This is a genomic window from Pseudazoarcus sp. NS36, assembly GCF_059703705.1.
The window spans coordinates 1-17,842 of the sequence record NZ_BAAKJA010000003.1 but is presented as its reverse complement, the minus strand read 5'-3'; the positions used below and the strand labels follow the sequence as shown (position 1 = coordinate 17,842).

Here is a 17,842-nt window from a genome sequence, read left to right as displayed (position 1 = left end):
TGGTCCGGGCTCTGAGTGATTGCTGCGCAGCAGCTTGTCTGAAGGATGGCCGAGTGGCCTCGGAGCGCATTGCCCCCGACAGCGTGCAGCCTATCAGCCTGGGCGTGCCGCATGGGTGGGATAATCGGTCGGCTGTCTGCTGCTTGGGAGGGTTGATGCTCGCTGTCCGTTTTGTCCTGCTCGCCTGCTGCCTGATCGCTGCTCCGGCAGTCGCATCGTCGCTGCCCGATGGCTTCGTTGATGTCCCGACCGTGATCCCTGATGCCCGCTACGACATCCGCTATACCGGCTCCGAGAACTTCCTCGGCCGACCGGTGGCGGGCTACGAGCGGGCGACCTGCATCCTCAGCAAGCCGGCCGCCGATGCGCTGGCAAAGGTGCAGCGCGAGGCGGCGGAGAACGGTCTGACGCTGAAGATCTTCGACTGCTTCCGGCCGCAGCGTGCGGTGGATGACTTCGTGCGCTGGGGGCGGGATCTGGAGGATCTGAAGCGCATGACCACCTACTATCCGCGCGTGCCCAAGAGCGAGCTGTTCGAGCGCGGCTATATCGCCGCGAAGTCCGGCCACAGCCGGGGCAGCACGGTGGATCTGACGCTGGTCGTGACTGATCCGGCACGCGCTGCCTTGGCGCTGAAAGGGCTGCTGGAAGAGGAAGGCGAAGTCGATATGGGTTCGTCCTTCGACCTGTTCGATCCGCAGTCGCATACCGCCAACCCGGACATGCCGACGCACGTGCGCCACAATCGCGCTTGGTTCGCCGCGCTGATGGACCGCTACGGCTTCAACAACCTGCCCGAAGAGTGGTGGCACTACACCTTGCGTGACGAGCCGCATCCGCAGACCTTCTTTGATTTTCCGGTGAAGTAATCGACATGACGACCAAGAGTGCCGTGCCGGCGCAGATGATTGCGGCCTATGAGGCCGCCGAATACCACGTGGCCGCCGAGCCGGCCTTTGTGCTGCATATCGGCCAGCACAGCGCCGAACTGGCTGGCCTGATGGCGGACAAGGCCATGCCTTCTGCGGCCTTCATCACGGCCTGCAATCCGCACGGTCAGTTGCTCGGCGCGGCGGACAACACCACGCGCACGAATGCCCTGGGGGCGGAGCTCGAGCGCTTTGCGCCGCTGGTACTGCCTGCGCGCGGTGTGGACCCCACCGGGCGCTGGATGGAGGAGCCGGGTTTTCTTGCGCTGGGGTGTCCGCCCGCCATTGTCGAAGCTTTGGGGCGGCGCCACCGGCAGAACGGTGTGGTGCTGTGCGGTGAGGATGCGGTGCCCCGGCTGGTGTTGCTGCGTTAGGCGGGTTCCGGTGGGCTGTTTCAGGTGGCAATTGGGGAGACGTATTGAATGAACCGGGTGGCTTTCGTCACGACCTGCAAGGGTCGTCTCCATCATCTGCAGCAGACCTTGCCGCGCTTCGTTGCAGAGCAGCCCGACGAGATCATCGTCGTCGACTACGGTTGTCCGCAAGGCACGGCCGCGTGGGTGAATGAGCACTACCCCGAGGTGAAGGTGGTGCGCGTGGACGATGACCCGGGTTTTTCGCTGTCCAGGGCGCGCAATATCGGCGCGGCGGCGGCGACAGCAGACTGGATCTGCTTTCTCGATGCAGACATTGTGGTGGCGCCGGGCTGGATGCACTGGATGCGGGGGGCGTTGCGGGTCGGGTTCTTCTTTCGGGTGGAGCCTGCGAGCGGTGTGCGCCACGCGGAGTTGTGGGGAACCTTCGTCGTCGAGCGCGAGGCCTTCCGGCGTATCGGTGGCTATGACGAGCTGTTTCGGGGTTGGGGGGCGGAAGACGCAGACCTTTACCTGCGTTTGCACAAATCCGGACTCGCCGAGGCGGACTACCCCGGAGACTTCATTTCGCCAATCACCCATGGTGATGATGAGCGCCTGACCTATTCACAGTTTTCTGACCGACCGCGACAGCTCAGTGCGAACCTGCTCTACGTCAGCGCCAAACATGCGGTGATGGTCCTCGCATCGGTCAAGACCGAGCTGTCACTGGAAGAGCGCACGCGGATCAGCCAGGCCGTTCAGCAAGCGGTTGGCGGCTGGGCTGGCGACGGGCACGTTCCGCCGGAAATCCGCTTTGAGGTGCGTGAACTTGGAAACTGGCTGCCGGCGAACTGCCGGAGCCGTGCGCAGTGCACCCTGACGTTGGTGGTCGAAGTGCAGCCCCTTAGGCGTGACGGGTGGTTGAAATACCTGCGCTACCGTGTTCAGCGTGATGTGCGTAAGGCATTCGCACGTTGGCGCGGCGTGCCGTTGCGGGCTGTGCCTGCAATCGAATCGGAGATCGTGAGCGCCGTCGGCAAGCGGTTTGGCGATGAGGCGGCGCCTTGTCCTCACGGTCTGAAGCTTCGTGTCGAGGGTGACGGGGCCCGCCTTCCGCAACCGTTGCGGCTGCGTATGTGCTGCGAGTTTTCGTTGCTGCCCGCGTGATGTCGGGGTCGCTGGAAGCTTCGCCCCTAGACCTGTGAAGTGCTCAGCAGCGCATCGAAGTACTCGACCGTGCGCCGCAAGCCCTCGCGCAGCTCGACCTTCGGCTCCCAGCCGAGTGCGTTTCGGGCCAGCGTGATGTCGGGCTGGCGCTGACGCGGGTCGTCCTGCGGCAGCGGGCGGTATGCCAGCGGCGAGGACGAGCCGGTCAGGTCGAGCACCAGCGTGGCCAGTTCCAGCATGCTCATTTCCACCGGATTGCCGAGGTTCACGGGGCCAGTGAAATCGTCCGGCGTGTCCATCAGCCGTATCAGCCCGTCGACCAGATCGTCCACGTAGCAGAACGAGCGCGTCTGCAGGCCGTCGCCATACAGCGTGATGGGCTCACCGCGCAGGGCCTGCACGATGAAGTTGCACACCACGCGGCCGTCGTCGGGATGCATGCGCGGGCCGTAGGTGTTGAAGATGCGTGCGACCTTGATCGGCAGGCCGTACTGCCGGCGGTAGTCAAAGAACAGGGTTTCGGCGCAGCGCTTGCCTTCGTCGTAGCACGCGCGCGGGCCGATCGGATTGGCATGGCCCCAGTAGCTCTCGGGTTGAGGGTGCACCAGTGGGTCGCCATAGACTTCACTGGTCGAGGCCTGCAGGATGCGCGCGCCGTTGTGACGGGCCAGTTCGAGCAGGTTGATTGCACCCTGCACGCTGGTGACGGTGGTACGTACCGGGTTGCGTTGATAGTGCACCGGCGCAGCGGGGCAGGCGAGGTTGAAGATGGCGGTGGTATGAACGTCGAGCGGCCGTGTTACATCGTGCTCGACCAGCTCGAAATCCGGTTGCTCGACAAGGTGTTGCAGGTTGTTCCGGTTGCCGGTGGAGAAGTCGTCCACCCCGAACACCGCGTGCCCTTCGGCGAGCAAACGCTCACTCAGGTGAGAGCCGATGAAGCCGGCCGCGCCGGCAATAAGAATATGTTGTTGTATTGAATTACGCATGGACCTTGTCGCAAGGGGGCTTGTAGGCGAGTATCGCAGACCCTGCACACAATCCGAAGAGACCCTTCGGAGGAGACAGATGAACCGCATAGCCTTTGTCACGACCTGCAAGAACCGCCTGCATCATCTGCAACAGACCCTGCCGCTGTGGGTGGCCGAGGGGCCGGATGAGATCGTGGTGGTTGACTATGGTTGCCCTCAGGGTGCCGGTGGCTGGGTCGAAGCCAACTGGCCGCAGGTGCGGGTCCTGCACGTGACCGACGACCCTGGCTTCTGCCGGTCACGAGCGCGCAACCTCGGCGCGTCGGTGGCCGAAGCGGACTGGATCTGCTTCATTGATGCCGACATCCTGATCCAGAAAGGATGGAGAGCATGGATGCGCTCGATGTTGGTAGAAGGCCATTTCTATCGCCCAGAACGCTTGCATGGCAGTGCAACAGGGACCGTGATCCTGCCTAGTCGGGCCTTCGAAGCCGTCTCGGGCTACGACACCCATTTCCGTGGCTGGGGCGCCGAGGATACCGATCTCTATTACCGACTCAAATGTGCCGGCTGGCAGCAAGCCCGTTATCCAGCCGGGTTTGTTACTCCGATTGCGCACGACGACGCCGAGCGTTTCGCCAGCACGAGCACCCGGGAGCGCCTCGCCGAGGTCTGCACCAACGTGCTCTACCTTGATGCAAAGCGGACCGCGCTGACGCTGGGTGCGGCGACCGGGGAATTGCCGGACGATCTGCGCAGACGTTGGCGCGAGGTGATTGAACAATCTGTCGCGCGCTGGGGCGGGGACGACCAGATGGCGTATCCGTCCATCGCGTATGCACTGGAACGATTCGACTGGCTGGACGGGCCGCTGGCAGACCGGGCGCGTTGCGAGGTCACGATTGCCGTGCAACGTGAGAAGAAGTCCCGTGGCGACGGTGATCGCCGCAGCCTCGCTGAGCGCATGCAGCGTCGGTGGCGCCGGGTGTATGCGCGTTTGAGCGGTGTGCCCGAAGGGGCGCTGGATGCCATCGAGGGAGCAATCAAAGCCAAGATCCGTCCATTCGTCAACGGCACGCAGGCCGTGCCCGCGGGCGGGGTCAGGTTGTCGCTGGAAGGCCGGGGCGGGCGGTTGCCGAGCCCCTATTGCATCCGCATCCGCTGTGAATTCACGTTGCTTCCCCAGTCATGAGCCGAATTGCTTTCGTTACGACCTGCAAGAACCGTTTGCACCACCTGCAGCAGACCCTGCCACGCTGGGTAGCCGAAGGTGTGGACGAGATCGTGGTGGTCGATTACGGCTGCCCGCAGGGCACCGGTGACTGGGTCGAAGCCCATTGGCCGCAGGTCAAGCTCGTGCGGGTGAGCGACGATCCGGGGTTCTGCGCCGCGCGAGCCCGGAACATGGGGGCCGCGGCGGTAATGGCGGAGTGGCTGTGCTTCATCGATGCCGACATCCTGATCCAGGCTGGGTGGCTGAAGTGGATGCGTGAGAATCTGGGCGCTGGAGGTTTCTACCGTGCGGGCCTGATCAATGGCGAGCGGGGGTACGAGACCTGGGGGACGGCGGTAGTGCAGACGCAGGTCTGGCGGCAGATTGGCTGCTACGACGAGTTCTTTGTCGGGTGGGGAGGCGAGGACGCCGACCTGTACGATCGCCTGCAGCTGGCCGGTGTCGCCGAGCGCGAGTATCCCGCTACTTTTGTCGACGCCATAGCGCATACGGACGATGAGCGTTTCGCCTATTCCACATTGAAGTCCAAGCGCGACAATCGCCGACTGCACAATTTCTATCGCTATGCGAAATACGTCTGGATGACCATTGCGGGCATATCGGGCGATCTGTCGCGGGAACAGAGAGCGCATCTTCGCGGTCTGGTGGACGCAGCGTTCGAGAGTGCGGCAGGACGCCCTCGCAGCGTGCTCCCCGAGATTGTTTTCGACGTGGATCAGCTGGGTCCGTGGTTGCCAGCGGCCCGACGTGATGGCGCGCGGTGTCGCTGCCTGCTCCGGCTGGAGCGGGTGCGGCCGACGCTCAGACGGCTGGCCCGTCTGCGACGGGCATTGCGTTCGCTTGTCGGTGCGGCTCCCGAGGAGGCGCCACAATCAGCAAGCTTGAACTTGCAGGAGGCACTTGTAAGCAAGGTGCTGCGCGAACTCCATAGCAAGCCGGCTGTCGGTGGTATTCGGCACGAATCCACCACGTTCATGTACGGCATGCCGTCGCATTTCCGTGTGCGTGTGGTGTGCAGTTATGAGTTGCCCGCAGCAGCAGTTGCCGATCCATCCTGAGCTACACACGGGCTAGCCCCAAGGCGTCCAAGTTTTGTTCCGCTTCTTCGAAAATCGTGTCGATCCCTATCCCGAAACGGTGCCGGCGCCGGCGCCCAAGGGATTCTTCGCTTTCCTGTGGGCTGGTACCGAGGGCTTGCGGCCGTTTGTGCTCGGGCTGACCCTGCTGACGGCCTCGATCGGAGCCTTCGAGGCTGTGCTGTTCGCCATGCTGGGCAAGGTGGTGGACTGGCTGGCCACGGTTGACCCGGCCAGTCTGTGGGCTGAAGAGGGCAGCACGCTGGCCATTCTGGGTGGCGTCATCGTTGCCAGCATCGCGCTGGTTGCGCTGCAGACAACCGTCAAGCATCAGGCGCTGGCGGGCAACTTCCCGATGCGGCTGCGCTGGAATTTCCACCGCATGATGCTCGACCAGAGCATGAGCTTCTATCAGGACGAATTCGCCGGGCGCGTGTCCGCCAAGGTCATGCAGACCGCGCTGGCGGTGCGCGACACGGTGCTGATCCTGACCGACATCCTGGTCTTCGTGACGATCTACTTCGTCACCATGATCTTCGTCGTCGGCGGCTTCGATCTGTGGATGGTCGTGCCCTTCCTGGTGTGGCTGGGGCTGTATCTGTGCGCCTTGTGGGTCTTCGTGCCCAAGCTCGGCAAGGTTTCACGTGCGCAGGCCGATGCGCGCTCGCTGATGACCGGCCGCATCACCGATGCCTACACCAACATCGCCACGGTCAAACTCTTCTCGCACGCCGGCCGTGAGGCCGCCTACGCACGCGGCGCGATGAAGGAATTCATGAGCACCGTACATGCGCAGATGCGGCTGGTGTCGGGCATCGAGATCGTCAATCACGTGCTGTCGATGACGCTCATCATGAGCACCACCGGCGTTGCGCTGTGGCTGTGGACGCAGGGTCAGGTGGGTGTGGGCGCGCTGGCCGCGGCTGGTGCCATGGCGCTGCGGCTCAACGGCATGTCGCACTGGATCATGTGGGAGATGGCGCAGCTCTTCGAGCAGGTCGGCACCGTGCAGGACGGCATCAACACCCTGTCGTTGCCGCGCCGTGTGGTCGATCAGCCCGATGCAATGCCGCTGGCCGTGCCGCGCGGCGAAATCCGCTTCGAGCAGGTGCGCTTTTCCTACGGCGCGGGCCCCGAGGTGAAGCCGGTCATCGACGACATGACGCTGAGCATCCGCCCGGGCGAGAAGATCGGCCTGGTCGGCCGCTCCGGCGCCGGCAAGTCGACCATCGTGAACCTGCTGCTGCGCTTCTACGACATCGAATCCGGCCGCATCCTGATCGACGGTCAGAACATCTCCGAAGTCACGCAGATCTCCCTGCGCGAACACATCGGCATGGTCACGCAGGACACCTCGCTGCTGCACCGTTCGGTGCGCGACAACATCCTGTACGGGCGCCCGGATGCCACCGACGAAGAGATGATCGCCGCCGCCAAACGCGCCGAAGCGCACGACTTCATCCTCGGGCTTTCCGACCTGCAGGGCCGGCACGGCTACGACGCCCACGTCGGCGAGCGCGGCGTGAAGCTCTCCGGCGGCCAGCGTCAGCGCATCGCCATTGCCCGCGTGATGCTCAAGGACGCGCCCATCCTGTTGCTGGACGAAGCCACCAGCGCGCTCGATTCCGAAGTGGAAGCCGCCATCCAGGGCAGCCTCTACCGCCTGATGGAAGGCAAGACCGTGGTCGCCATCGCCCACCGTCTCTCCACCATCGCCGCCATGGACCGTCTCATCGTGCTTGACCACGGTCGCATCGTTGAAGAAGGCGACCACCGCAGTCTGCTTGCGCAAGGCGGCATCTACGCACGCCTTTGGGCGCATCAGAGCGGCGGCTTCCTGGTCGACGAAGCCGAAGACGACGGTGCTGAGGTCGAGCAGACCTCCAGTGTGGCGTGACGGCAGATTCAGACGTGATGGGTGCGCCATTTCCGTCACCTCAGGAAAAGGCGGTGAATGCCACGCTGATCCTGTTTCTTACGCATCTCTGGAGCCCCTCGCTGGGCGCGCGTTTCCTGCGCCTTCACCGCGAGACGCGCGCCTTTGGCGACTGCCGGTTGTTGCTGCAGAACGATCATGGCCCGGTGCGCAAGGCCTGGCTCGAGCTGCTTGAGCGCGCGGAAATACCCGATGCGGTCGAGTTCTTCGACCCTCTGAGTCTTGAGGTTGAGCTGGGCTATTCCCTGCTCAAGCCCGGCTCGCTGACGCCGGGTGGCGCGCACTATCCGGTGCTGCATCTGGCCAGAAAGTGCGGTTACAAGTGGTACTGGTTGATCGAGTTTGACGTCGAGTGCGCCCGTCCCTGGCATGACTTCTTTGCCGACTTCGCGCTGTGCGAGGCGGATTTGCTGGCCAGTCATGTGGAGTCGCGCGCGCAGCGGGCGGACTGGTACTGGTGGGATTCCTTGCGCGATCCTCGCGGCGACAAGGCGGCGATCCCGGAGTGGAAGGCTTTCCTGCCCGCGTGTCGCTTCAGCCAGCGTGCCCTGACACGCGTCGACGCTGCGCATCAAGCAGGATGGAGTGGGCATTGCGAGATTCTCGTGCCGACGCTGCTCAAGCACGAAGGTCTGGATGTGCGCGACCTGCGTGAGTTCAGCAACTGCTACTCGGGTACCGAACAGGATCCGCACGAGGACAAGTCGAAGCTCTCCTCGATGCGTTTTCGCCCCGAGGTTACGCTGCAGGAGCTGGCCGTCCGGACGGCGGTGCCGCGTCTGCTGCATCCGGTGAAAATAGGCATCAGCGTGGTGATGGCAACCCGCAACGGAGCCCGCTTCATCGGCGCGCAACTCGACAGCCTCGAACAACAAACGCGCCAACCCGATGAATTGATCATCGTGGACGACGGCTCCAGCGACGATACGCGCAAGCTGCTGCAGCGTTTCGCCAGGCGCAGCACGCTGAAAGTGCGCCTCTTCGAACAGCACAGCCGCGTCGGCTATTCCGCCAATTTTCTCGGCGGCTTGTCCCTCACCGTTGGCGACCTCGTCCTGTTCTGTGACCAGGACGATCTGTGGCGAGCAGACAAGATCGAAGTCATCGAGCGTTTTGCTGCCGACAGCGACAAGGCCCTGTTCTCGCACGACATCGAGATCCTGCCGCGCCGCGGCGGTACTGCGATTGCGTCGCTCTTCGGCCACCTCGACGAACTGGGCTTCGGCCCCTGCACCTGCATCAAGGGCCACACGCTGGCCTTGCGCCGTGACTTTCTGCTGCAATGGGGGCCGCCGCCCGTGGCCTTGTTTTCCTACGACCTGTGGTTCGCCCTGCTGGCCACGCTGGCTGATCAGCGTGTCTGCGTTCCCGAAGTGCTGGTCCGGCATCGCCTGCACGACGCCAACGCCTCGGGCTGGATTCCCGCCCATGCAGACCTGTGCGCTCTCACGCCCGACACGCTTTCCGGCTCGCTCACTCCTGGCGAAATTCTGCTCGACCTGTGCGTCAAGGATGATGTTGAAGAACGACTCGCAGTGCTTGAGCAGAGACTGCGTTCACGTCTTCAGGCCACGCAGCCAGAGATTCTTGACGCGGCGCTGGCGACGATTGAATGTCATCGCGGCCGGCTGTCCGGGAGGTCTTCAGCAGTCCTCTCCGCAAATCCTCAGCAATGAATCACTGCAGCACTGAGGATGCCGACAGACCGTCGCGCCTCCGTCACTTCAGCCTACGGCCGGACATTTCCGTCCGTGAGATGTTTCGGTGACCGCGGGCCGTAAAGCAGGCCGTTCGGCATCCCGGCGGTCAGCAGCCGGCTGCTCATCACCCCGGCAATCGGATGAGCCTGATTGGTCGAGCTTTCGATGATCTGGCTCACCAGGGCCGTCACCAGCAGTCCGATCAACCCCCCGCTGGAACTGCGCCCTTCGGCACTGGAAGCGGTGGCGGCACCAGACCAGATCACGCTTGCCGAGCGCAAATCAACCAGGCGGGCCGTGGCCGTGACACGGCTTTCACTTGCAATGACGGCGTATGTGGTTCCGTACTGTTGCACGGTGATGTACAGGGCTGCATCGGCCCCGAAGATCTCACGCAGCTTGTCGGGCGCAACGTCGTGAATTTCCGCTGCGTTGGCCAGGCCATTTTGCCGGAATGTTTCATTGACCAGCGTGACCGGGAACACGTAGTAGCCCGATTCGGCGAGGGGGTACGTGAGCTGGGAGAGAACGCTGCTCGTGGCCTGAACGTCCAGCGAGGCATTGAGCGGCGGTAACACCAGAATGGAGGTCGGGCGGCTTTGTTTGAAGGCCGTGTAGTCATACGGTGCCTGCGTCGCACAGCCCGTAGCAACCAGAGCCACGGCGGCGAGCAGGCAGGCCCGCCTGCAAAATGAGCGGATCATCATTGAAGGGCGCATTTAATTGACACTTCCGTTCTTGGACTTCATCAGAAAGTCGATGAAGGCGGTGCTTTCCGGGTAGTGCTGCTTCTCGGCATCGAAATAGCGCAGCATCTTGTCGCCGTCGCCCTTCTCGCCGTAAAGAATGCCCAGATGGGCAAAGTAGCCCGGCGGCGGTTGCTTGCCCTTCGCCTGGGCTTTCTCGAGCCCTGCCTCCAGGTTTGCAATCTGCTCGTCCGGGCCTTTGGCCCCCGTCAGATGACCGTAAACCTGCGGCTGATAGTCACCCCAGTAATACAGTTGCTCAGGCGCCGTCGCACATGCCCCGAGGGAGAGTGCGCCGACGATGACGAGCATTTTCGCGGTCAGGGAGATCGACGGCGTACGCACGGACTGCTGCGCTGCGGCTGTCATGGGCGTCCCGGCGTCCACGCGCCGGACTGGATGCCCGACACAAGGCCATCCACCGCTTCGCGAATGGCGAGGTCGAGCACCTTGCCGTTCAGCGTCGAGTCATAACTCGCCGTCCCGCCGAAACCGAGCACCTCCCGGTTGTCCAGGCTGTACTCGCCGGCGCCCTGGGAGGAAAACACCACTTCAGAGGTGCTGACGTTGACCACCTGCAGGCTCACCTTGGCATAGGCGACCTGCGACTTCCCGCGGCCGAGAATGCCGAAGAGCTGCTGGTCTCCGACCTCCTTGCGACCGAACTCGGTTACGTCACCAGTGATGACGTAGGTTGCTCCCTTCAGTTGCTGCGAGGCGCCGGAGAGCGCCGCTTCCTGCCGGATCTCGGACATGTTGTCGCGGTCCAGCACGTTGAAACGGCCGGTCTGATGCAAGTGCGTCATCAGGACCGTCTTGGCCTGACTGCCCAGGCGGTCGACCCCATCCGAAAAGACGCCGCGCATGAAGTTGGAACGGTTGTCGAACTTGCCGACCGAGATCAGGCTGCGCTCGCCGGTGTAAGGCGTTGCGGCCGCAGCGACCTTGGGCACCTCCAGGGTCCGGTGACTCTCTGTGGCACAACCGAAAAGTTGCAGTGATGCCGCCAACAAAACGAAGGCTGCGATTTTCTTGCCGGATACGGCGGTGTTGGACATTCGATGTACCTCATGAACCGAAACGGGTGCGGATGACGTGGAGTGGCTGGCCGCGCAGTGGCTCATTGCGGCAGCCGTACGATGGCGGCGCGCGAATATATCAAGCGCGGACTTGGGTGTATAGCACTATGTCATTCTGGCATGCCGCGCGTTCCACGCTCGCCGGCATACGCCATGTTGCGTATTCCCGCTGCATCACCGCAGACCTACTCTGAACTCGCACTGCAACACGCGAACTCCATTTCCAACGTTCAGGGGACACCGTCATGCAAAACCGTCGTACCTTCGTTAAAGCACTTGTACTTTCCGCCTCCATCGCCGCCATCGGCATGCCGATCGCGGCTTCTGCAGCTGACACCATCAAGGTCGGCGTGCTGCATTCGCTGTCCGGCACGATGGCTATTTCCGAGACCGCGCTGAAGAACGTCGCGCTGATGACCATCGAGGAAATCAACGCTGCCGGTGGCGTGCTCGGCAAGAAGCTGGAGCCGGTGGTGGTCGACCCGGCTTCCAACTGGCCGCTGTTCGCAGAGCGCGCGCGTCAGCTGATCTCGCAGGACAAGGTTTCGGTGGTGTTCGGCTGCTGGACCTCGGTGAGCCGCAAGTCGGTGCTGCCGGTGTTCAAGGAACTCAACAGCCTGCTGTTCTACCCGGTGCAGTACGAGGGTGAAGAGCTCGAGAAGAACGTGTTCTACACCGGCGCCGCGCCCAACCAGCAGGCCATCCCGGCCACCGAATACCTGATGAGTGCCGAAGGCGGTGGCGCCAAGCGCTTCGTGCTGCTGGGCACCGACTACGTCTATCCGCGCACCACCAACAAGATTCTGCGTGCCTTCCTCAAGAGCAAAGGGGTGAAGGACGAGGACATCATGGAGGAGTACACCCCGTTCGGTCACAGCGACTACCAGACCATCATCGCCAACATCAAGAAGTTCTCGGCGGGTGGCAAGACGGCGGTCATCTCGACCATCAACGGCGACTCCAACGTGCCGTTCTACCGCGAGCTGGGCAACGCCGGCCTGAAGGCGACCGACGTGCCGGTGGTGGCGTTCTCGGTGGGTGAAGAGGAACTGCGCGGCGTCGATACCAAGCCGCTGCTGGGCCACCTCGCCGCGTGGAACTACTTCATGTCGGTCGAGAATGCCGAGAACAAGGCCTTCATCGCCAAGTACAAGGCATGGGCCAAGGCCAACAACGTTCCGAACGCCGACACCGTGGTCACCAACGACCCGATGGAAGCCACCTACGTCGGCATCCACATGTGGAAGCAGGCCGTCGAGAAGGCCGGTACCACCGACACCGACAAGGTCATCGCGGCCATGGGCGGCCAGACCTTCAAGGCTCCGTCCGGCTTCACGCTGACCATGGACAAGACCAACCATCACCTGCACAAGCCGGTGCTGATCGGTGAAGTCACGGAAGACGGCCAGTTCGACGTGGTGTGGCAGACGGACAAGCCGATCCGCGCTCAGCCGTGGAGCCCGTTCATCGCCGGTAACGAGTCCAAGCAGGGCCTGTAAGCCTGCATCGGGCGGGGCGGCGGCCGCTGGCCGTCCCCCGCCGTTCCCGTTTTTCCGAGGTTCCGATCATGTTCCGCACGCTGTTGTGCCGCCTTGCCCTGGTCTGCGCGTTTGTTGCCGCGCCGGCCCATGCCAACCTGCCCCCCGAAGTGCTCGAGGGCCTGGGTTCGGCCGATTTCACCACCCGCATTTCCGCCATCGAGGCGCTCGCCATTGGCGGTGCGACCGGGGCCGAGGTGGTCGAGGCAATGGAAGCCGGCAACTTCGCGGCCGTGGATGGCCGTGCCGTGCTGCTGCGTGACGGTGCCGTGATTGATCTGGCCACCGGAGAAACGCTGGAAATCGCCGCGGACGACGTCTCGCCGCTGCGTCTGAATAACCGCCTGCGTCGCGCTGTCGCGACCGCCAAGGCGGGTCTCACCCTTGAATCCGGCAGCCAGGCCGAACGCCTCGCCGCCGCCGAAACCCTCATCAACAACGCTTCCGAGCCGCTGCTGCCGCTGTTCCGCCGCGTGGTCGAAAACGAGCAGGTCGAGGCCATCCGTGATCTCATCATCCAGGCCATGGCGCGCGTGCAGCTCGCCTCCGCCGACCCGGCCGAACGTCTGGCCGCGGCCGAAGCGCTGGGCAGTTCAAGCTCGCGCGCCGTGCTGACGCTGCTCGCACCGCTGGTCGAGCGCGATGCCGCTGGCGCCTGGAGCGAGCCCGACGAAGCCGTGCGCGCCGCCGCGGCCGACTCCATCACCGCCATCGAGCGCCGCGTGGCCTTTGCCGCCAACGTCGCCACCGCCTTCTCCGGCCTGTCGCTGGGCTCCATCCTGCTGCTCGCCGCACTCGGCTTGGCCATCACCTTCGGCGTCATGGGTGTCATCAACATGGCGCACGGCGAGCTGCTGATGGTCGGCGCATACGCCACCTTCCTGGTGCAGAACCTGTTCCGCTCGCAGTTTCCCGAGTACTTCGATTACTACGTGCTGGCGGCCGTGCCGGTGGCCTTCTTTGTCGCGGCGGCGGTCGGCATCGTCATGGAACGCACCGTGCTGCGCTATTTGTACGGCCGCCCGCTCGAATCGCTGCTCGCCACCTGGGGCATCTCGCTGGTGCTGATCCAGGCCGCGCGCGTGATCTTCGGCCCGCAAAACCTCGAGCTCACCAACCCGTCGTGGATGTCGGGCAGCGTGGAAGTCTTCGCCGGCCTGTCGCTGCCGTGGAACCGCATCTTCATCCTCGGCTTCTCGTTCTTCGTGCTCGCGCTGATCTGGCTGATGATGCAGAAGACGCGGCTCGGCATGTTCGTGCGCGCCGTCACGCAGAACCGCCCGATGGCCGGCTGCGTTGGCGTGCCCACGGCGCGGGTCGACACCATGGCCTTTGCCATCGGCGCCGGCGTGGCCGGCCTCGGTGGCCTCGCGCTGTCGCAGATCGCCAACGTCGGCCCGGCCATGGGGCAGGGCTACATCGTCGATTCCTTCATGGTCGTGGTGCTCGGCGGTGTCGGGCAGCTCGCCGGCGCGGTGTCGGCGGCCTTCGGCCTGGGCATCTTCTCCAAGTTGCTCGAAGGCTGGACCGGCGCGGTCATCGCCAAGATCCTGGTGCTGGCTTTCATCATCATGTTCATCCAGAAGCGTCCTCAGGGCATCTTTGCTCTCAAGGGCCGGTTCGCCGACAACTGAGAGAAGACAATGCGCACGCCTTTCACCATCCGTCTCTTCAGCAACATGCCGGCCTCGGCCCGCATCGCGCTCGCCGTGTTCGCGCTGGTCGCCTTCCTGTGGGTGCCCTTTGCGCACCTCGGGCTGCCGGCCGATCACGCGCTGCACCTGTCGGCCTACTGGGTCAGCCTGCTCGGCAAGATCCTGTGCTACATGGTCGTGGCCGTGGCCATGGACCTGATCTGGGGCTACGCGGGCATTCTCAGCCTGGGCCACGGCATGTTCTTTGCGCTCGGCGGCTACGCCTTCGGCATGTATTTGATGCGCCAGATCGGGCGCGACGGCAGCTACGGCGCCGACCTGCCCGACTTCATGGTCTTCCTCGCGTGGAAGGAGCTGCCCTGGTACTGGGCGGGTTCGGATTCCTTCGTCTGGGCCATCTTCCTCGCCATGGCGCTGCCCGGCGTGGTGGCCTTCGTGTTCGGCTGGTTTGCCTTCCGCTCGCGCATCAAGGGCGTGTATTTCTCGATCATCACGCAGGCGCTCACCTACGCCGCCATGCTGCTGTTCTTCCGCAACGAAACGGGCTTTGGCGGCAACAACGGCTTCACCGACTTCAAACGCATCCTCGGCCATTCCATTACCGCGCCGGAAACCCGCGTGGTGCTGTTCGCGCTGTCGGCGCTGCTGCTGATCTTCTGCCTGCTGCTCGGCCGCTATCTGGTCACCTCACGCTTCGGCCGCGTGCTCGCCGCCATTCGCGATGCCGAAAGCCGCGTCATGTTCATCGGCTACAACCCGTTGCACTACAAGCTCTTCATCTGGACGCTATCTGCCGTGCTGTGCGGCCTGGCCGGCGCGCTGTACGTGCCGCAGGTCGGCATCATCAACCCGAGTGAAATGAGCCCGGCCAATTCCATCGAGATCGCGGTGTGGGTGGCCGTGGGCGGGCGCGGCTCGCTGGTCGGCGCAGTGGTGGGCGCCGGCGTGGTGAACTTCGCCAAGACCTGGTTCACCGTGTCCTTCCCCGAATACTGGCCCTTCGTGCTCGGCTTCCTGTTCATTGCGGTAACGCTGTTCATGCCCAACGGCATCGTGGGTCTGGTGCGTAGCTTCTGGGCACGCATCCGCAAGGGCAAGAGCGAGCCTGAAGCGCCGGCGGCATCTACGCCCGCCGCCCGCGAGGCAACCCGCGATGAATCTTCCGAACCCGTCAGCGGCCCGGCCGTGAAAGGAGCAGGCGCATGAATGCCGACTTTTTCCTGCGTGGCCGCGACGACGCGGGCACCAGCTCCGAGCCGCGTGGCCACTCCACCGGCCCCTCGCCGCACGTGGTGGTGCCGGGCGAGCTGGACCTCTCGCACAACGTCATCCTCTACCTGGACGACATCACCGTTTCATTCGACGGCTTCCGCGCGCTCAACAAGCTGTCGCTGGCGGTGGACGTGGGCGAGCTGCGCTGCATCATCGGGCCCAACGGCGCCGGCAAGACCACCATGATGGATGTCATCACCGGCAAGACCCGGCCCGACTCCGGCAAGGCCTATTTCGGCCAGACCATCGACCTCACCAAGCTCACCGAGCCACAGATCGCCCACATGGGCATCGGCCGCAAGTTCCAGAAGCCCACGGTGTTCGAGCAGCTCACGGTGTTCGAAAACCTCGAACTCGCCATGAAAACCGACAAGCGGGTGCGCCGCGCGTTGTTCGCCCGCCTCTCCGACGCCGAGCGAGACCGCATCGCGGACACCCTCAAGCGCATCCGCCTGGATGACGCCGCAGACCGCGTGGCCGGCCTGCTCTCGCACGGGCAAAAGCAGTGGCTGGAAATCGGCATGTTGCTCATGCAGGAACCCAAGCTGCTGCTGCTCGACGAGCCCGTCGCCGGCATGACCGATGACGAGACCGAACGCACCGCCGAGCTTTTTGTCAGCCTCGCCGGTGAGCACTCGCTGGTGGTGGTAGAGCACGACATGAGCTTCGTCGAAGCGCTCGGCGGCAAGGTCACCGTGCTGCACGAAGGCTCCGTGCTGGCCGAGGGCCCACTGGCCGAGGTGCAGGCGGATGAACGTGTGATTGAAGTCTATTTGGGGCGGTAACTGGTCATGCTGAAAGTAGAAAACCTCCACCAGTATTACGGCGGTGGCAGCCACATCCTGCGTGGCCTGTCGTTTGAAGTGCCCGTCGGCAAAGTCACCACCCTGCTGGGCCGCAACGGCGTCGGCAAAACCACACTGCTCAAAACGTTGATGGGCCTCGTCCCCTCAGCCGAAGGCGCCATCACCCTCAACGGCGCCGACATCACCAAGGCCCCGTCCTACAAACGCGTGTCATCCGGCATCGGCTACGTCCCGCAAGGCCGCGAAATCTTCCCGCGCCTCACGGTCGAAGAGAACCTGCTCATGGGCCTCGCCACCTGCTCCGGCAGCACCAAGATCCCCGAGCGCATCTTCGACATGTTCCCGGTGCTCAAGCAGATGATGCACCGCCGCGGCGGAGACCTCTCCGGCGGCCAGCAACAACAACTCGCCATCGGCCGCGCCCTGGCCTTCGGCCCCAAGCTGCTCATCCTGGATGAGCCCACCGAAGGCATCCAGCCCTCCATCATCAAGGACATCGGCAACGCCATCCGCACCCTCGCTGAATCTGGCGAAATGGCCATCCTGCTGGTCGAGCAGTACTACGACTTCGCCCGCGACCTATCGGACCACTACCTGCTCATGGAGCGCGGCGAAATCGTGATGCGTGGGGCGGGGGAGGATATGGATGCGGATGGGGTGAGGGAGGAGTTGGCGGTGTAGGCTCTGGCGTACTCAGTTGATTTCGTGGATCCCCAGCGCTGGACGGAATGCTGGGTTCATCACGTACGTAGCTTCACTCCCCGCGCGGGAAGCTCTGATGCGGAGAATCTTCAGATCATAGTTGACGTTAAAAATGTAATGAACATGATCCGGCGATGTTTGAATGCCAAGTATTCCGTAATAGAGGAGAAAATCGATTACGTTCTGCACGTCACTAGGATCAATTCCAGCGCTCGAAATCAATTCAGATAATTCAGTGGCATTCAATTGTGGTTTTGCGTCGATGAAGTGGTAAAGCAAGTCCTTGGATTCCGGAAATACATCTGTCAACTCATGATCTAGTTCTACCAACAAGTCCTGTGAATATGCGCGAATCCCTTTCTCAAGGTCTGACTCCTGAATTTTCTGGTGTGCGAGATTGGCTGCGAAACCCTTTGCGTGGGCAAACATTTTTATCATATTCCTTGGGCGCATCAATGAGCGCTCAATGACGTACGAAGATGTCTCCTCGCCCTTGTAATGGGATATGCACAATTGGGGCCAAATTTGGTCAAACGCAAGTGTTTTTGAGTCCTCGGGCAGCCCTTGACCTGCCCCCAGTTTTAGTACCGCTGCCTACTTAGTAGGCCCTGGGGTTGAGATGAGTGTTTCTTCCTTTTGTTGCTGCTTCCCGGCGCGCCAGTTGGCGGCAAACTC

The 17,842-nt window shown here is 63.3% G+C and carries 17 protein-coding genes; 12 read left to right on the top strand and 5 right to left on the bottom strand.

What is annotated here, in order from left to right; all coding sequences use genetic code 11:
- Positions 1-155: 155 nt before the first annotated feature.
- From AC6H0R_RS05305 to AC6H0R_RS05295, 3 genes are read left to right on the top strand one after another with little or no spacing between them, the layout of a single operon-like run.
- Positions 156-869, top strand: a complete 714-nt coding sequence (locus tag AC6H0R_RS05305; RefSeq protein WP_497580301.1) for a M15 family metallopeptidase — start codon at positions 156-158, stop codon at positions 867-869.
- 5 nt (positions 870-874) lie between these two features.
- Entirely contained in the window at positions 875-1,303 is a 429-nt protein-coding gene (locus AC6H0R_RS05300) for a DUF3293 domain-containing protein (RefSeq protein ID WP_497580300.1), read from the top strand.
- A 48-nt stretch (positions 1,304-1,351) separates the two neighbouring features.
- Entirely contained in the window at positions 1,352-2,452 is a 1,101-nt protein-coding gene (locus tag AC6H0R_RS05295) for a glycosyltransferase family 2 protein (RefSeq protein WP_497580299.1), read from the top strand.
- Between the two features lie 26 nt (positions 2,453-2,478).
- Here AC6H0R_RS05295 and AC6H0R_RS05290 read toward each other — a convergent pair whose 3' ends face one another.
- Positions 2,479-3,441 (bottom strand): UDP-glucuronic acid decarboxylase family protein, encoded by a 963-nt coding sequence (locus AC6H0R_RS05290; RefSeq protein ID WP_497580298.1) that lies wholly within the window; start codon positions 3,439-3,441, stop codon positions 2,479-2,481.
- 79 nt (positions 3,442-3,520) lie between these two features.
- On the opposite strand from AC6H0R_RS05290, the gene AC6H0R_RS05285 reads away from it, so the two are divergent.
- From AC6H0R_RS05285 to AC6H0R_RS05270, 4 genes are read left to right on the top strand one after another with little or no spacing between them, the layout of a single operon-like run.
- Positions 3,521-4,615 carry a glycosyltransferase family 2 protein gene (locus tag AC6H0R_RS05285; protein WP_497580297.1) on the top strand — a complete coding sequence of 365 codons (1,095 nt, stop codon included), beginning with the start codon at positions 3,521-3,523 and terminating at the stop codon, positions 4,613-4,615.
- The gene (locus AC6H0R_RS05280; protein ID WP_497580296.1) at positions 4,612-5,715 is read left to right on the top strand and encodes a glycosyltransferase family 2 protein; all 1,104 of its coding nucleotides are present in this window, start codon (positions 4,612-4,614) and stop codon (positions 5,713-5,715) included. The genes AC6H0R_RS05285 and AC6H0R_RS05280 overlap by 4 nt, the downstream gene beginning before the upstream one ends.
- A gap of 34 nt (positions 5,716-5,749) precedes the next feature.
- A complete protein-coding gene (locus AC6H0R_RS05275; RefSeq protein ID WP_497580295.1) occupies positions 5,750-7,630 on the top strand; it encodes an ABC transporter ATP-binding protein in 1,881 nt (626 codons plus the stop codon).
- Positions 7,631-7,683: 53 nt separating this feature from the next.
- Positions 7,684-9,345, top strand: a complete 1,662-nt coding sequence (locus AC6H0R_RS05270) for a glycosyltransferase (protein WP_497580294.1) — start codon at positions 7,684-7,686, stop codon at positions 9,343-9,345.
- A gap of 53 nt (positions 9,346-9,398) precedes the next feature.
- Here AC6H0R_RS05270 and AC6H0R_RS05265 read toward each other — a convergent pair whose 3' ends face one another.
- Genes AC6H0R_RS05265 through AC6H0R_RS05255 form a run of 3 tightly spaced genes read right to left on the bottom strand, consistent with a single transcriptional unit; the run spans position 9,399 to position 11,173 of the window.
- Positions 9,399-10,076 carry a DUF799 domain-containing protein gene (locus AC6H0R_RS05265; RefSeq protein WP_497580293.1) on the bottom strand — a complete coding sequence of 226 codons (678 nt, stop codon included), beginning with the start codon at positions 10,074-10,076 and terminating at the stop codon, positions 9,399-9,401.
- Positions 10,077-10,088: 12 nt separating this feature from the next.
- A complete protein-coding gene (locus tag AC6H0R_RS05260) occupies positions 10,089-10,484 on the bottom strand; it encodes a DUF4810 domain-containing protein (RefSeq protein ID WP_497580292.1) in 396 nt (131 codons plus the stop codon).
- Positions 10,481-11,173, bottom strand: coding sequence for a CsgG/HfaB family protein (locus tag AC6H0R_RS05255; RefSeq protein WP_497580291.1), 693 nt, complete (start codon positions 11,171-11,173; stop codon positions 10,481-10,483). The genes AC6H0R_RS05260 and AC6H0R_RS05255 overlap by 4 nt, the downstream gene beginning before the upstream one ends.
- Positions 11,174-11,439: 266 nt before the next feature.
- On the opposite strand from AC6H0R_RS05255, the gene urtA reads away from it, so the two are divergent.
- The 5 genes from urtA to urtE all read left to right on the top strand — a co-directional run bounded on the left by urtA (position 11,440) and on the right by urtE (position 17,146).
- Complete coding sequence (gene urtA / locus AC6H0R_RS05250; RefSeq protein WP_497580290.1) at positions 11,440-12,693, top strand: urea ABC transporter substrate-binding protein; 1,254 nt, start codon at positions 11,440-11,442, stop codon at positions 12,691-12,693.
- A 68-nt stretch (positions 12,694-12,761) separates the two neighbouring features.
- A complete protein-coding gene (urtB, locus tag AC6H0R_RS05245) occupies positions 12,762-14,366 on the top strand; it encodes an urea ABC transporter permease subunit UrtB (RefSeq protein ID WP_497580289.1) in 1,605 nt (534 codons plus the stop codon).
- Positions 14,367-14,375: 9 nt separating this feature from the next.
- Positions 14,376-15,593 (top strand): urea ABC transporter permease subunit UrtC, encoded by a 1,218-nt coding sequence (gene urtC, locus AC6H0R_RS05240; protein WP_497580288.1) that lies wholly within the window; start codon positions 14,376-14,378, stop codon positions 15,591-15,593.
- Complete coding sequence (gene urtD, locus AC6H0R_RS05235) at positions 15,590-16,444, top strand: urea ABC transporter ATP-binding protein UrtD (RefSeq protein ID WP_497580287.1); 855 nt, start codon at positions 15,590-15,592, stop codon at positions 16,442-16,444. The genes urtC and urtD overlap by 4 nt, the downstream gene beginning before the upstream one ends.
- Before the next feature lie 6 nt (positions 16,445-16,450).
- Positions 16,451-17,146: an urea ABC transporter ATP-binding subunit UrtE gene (urtE, locus tag AC6H0R_RS05230; RefSeq protein WP_497580286.1), complete on the top strand. Its 696-nt coding sequence runs from the start codon at positions 16,451-16,453 to the stop codon at positions 17,144-17,146.
- 12 nt (positions 17,147-17,158) lie between these two features.
- On the opposite strand, the gene AC6H0R_RS05225 is transcribed toward urtE, so the two are convergent.
- Complete coding sequence (locus tag AC6H0R_RS05225; protein WP_497580652.1) at positions 17,159-17,728, bottom strand: P-loop ATPase, Sll1717 family; 570 nt, start codon at positions 17,726-17,728, stop codon at positions 17,159-17,161.
- Positions 17,729-17,842: the final 114 nt, after the last annotated feature.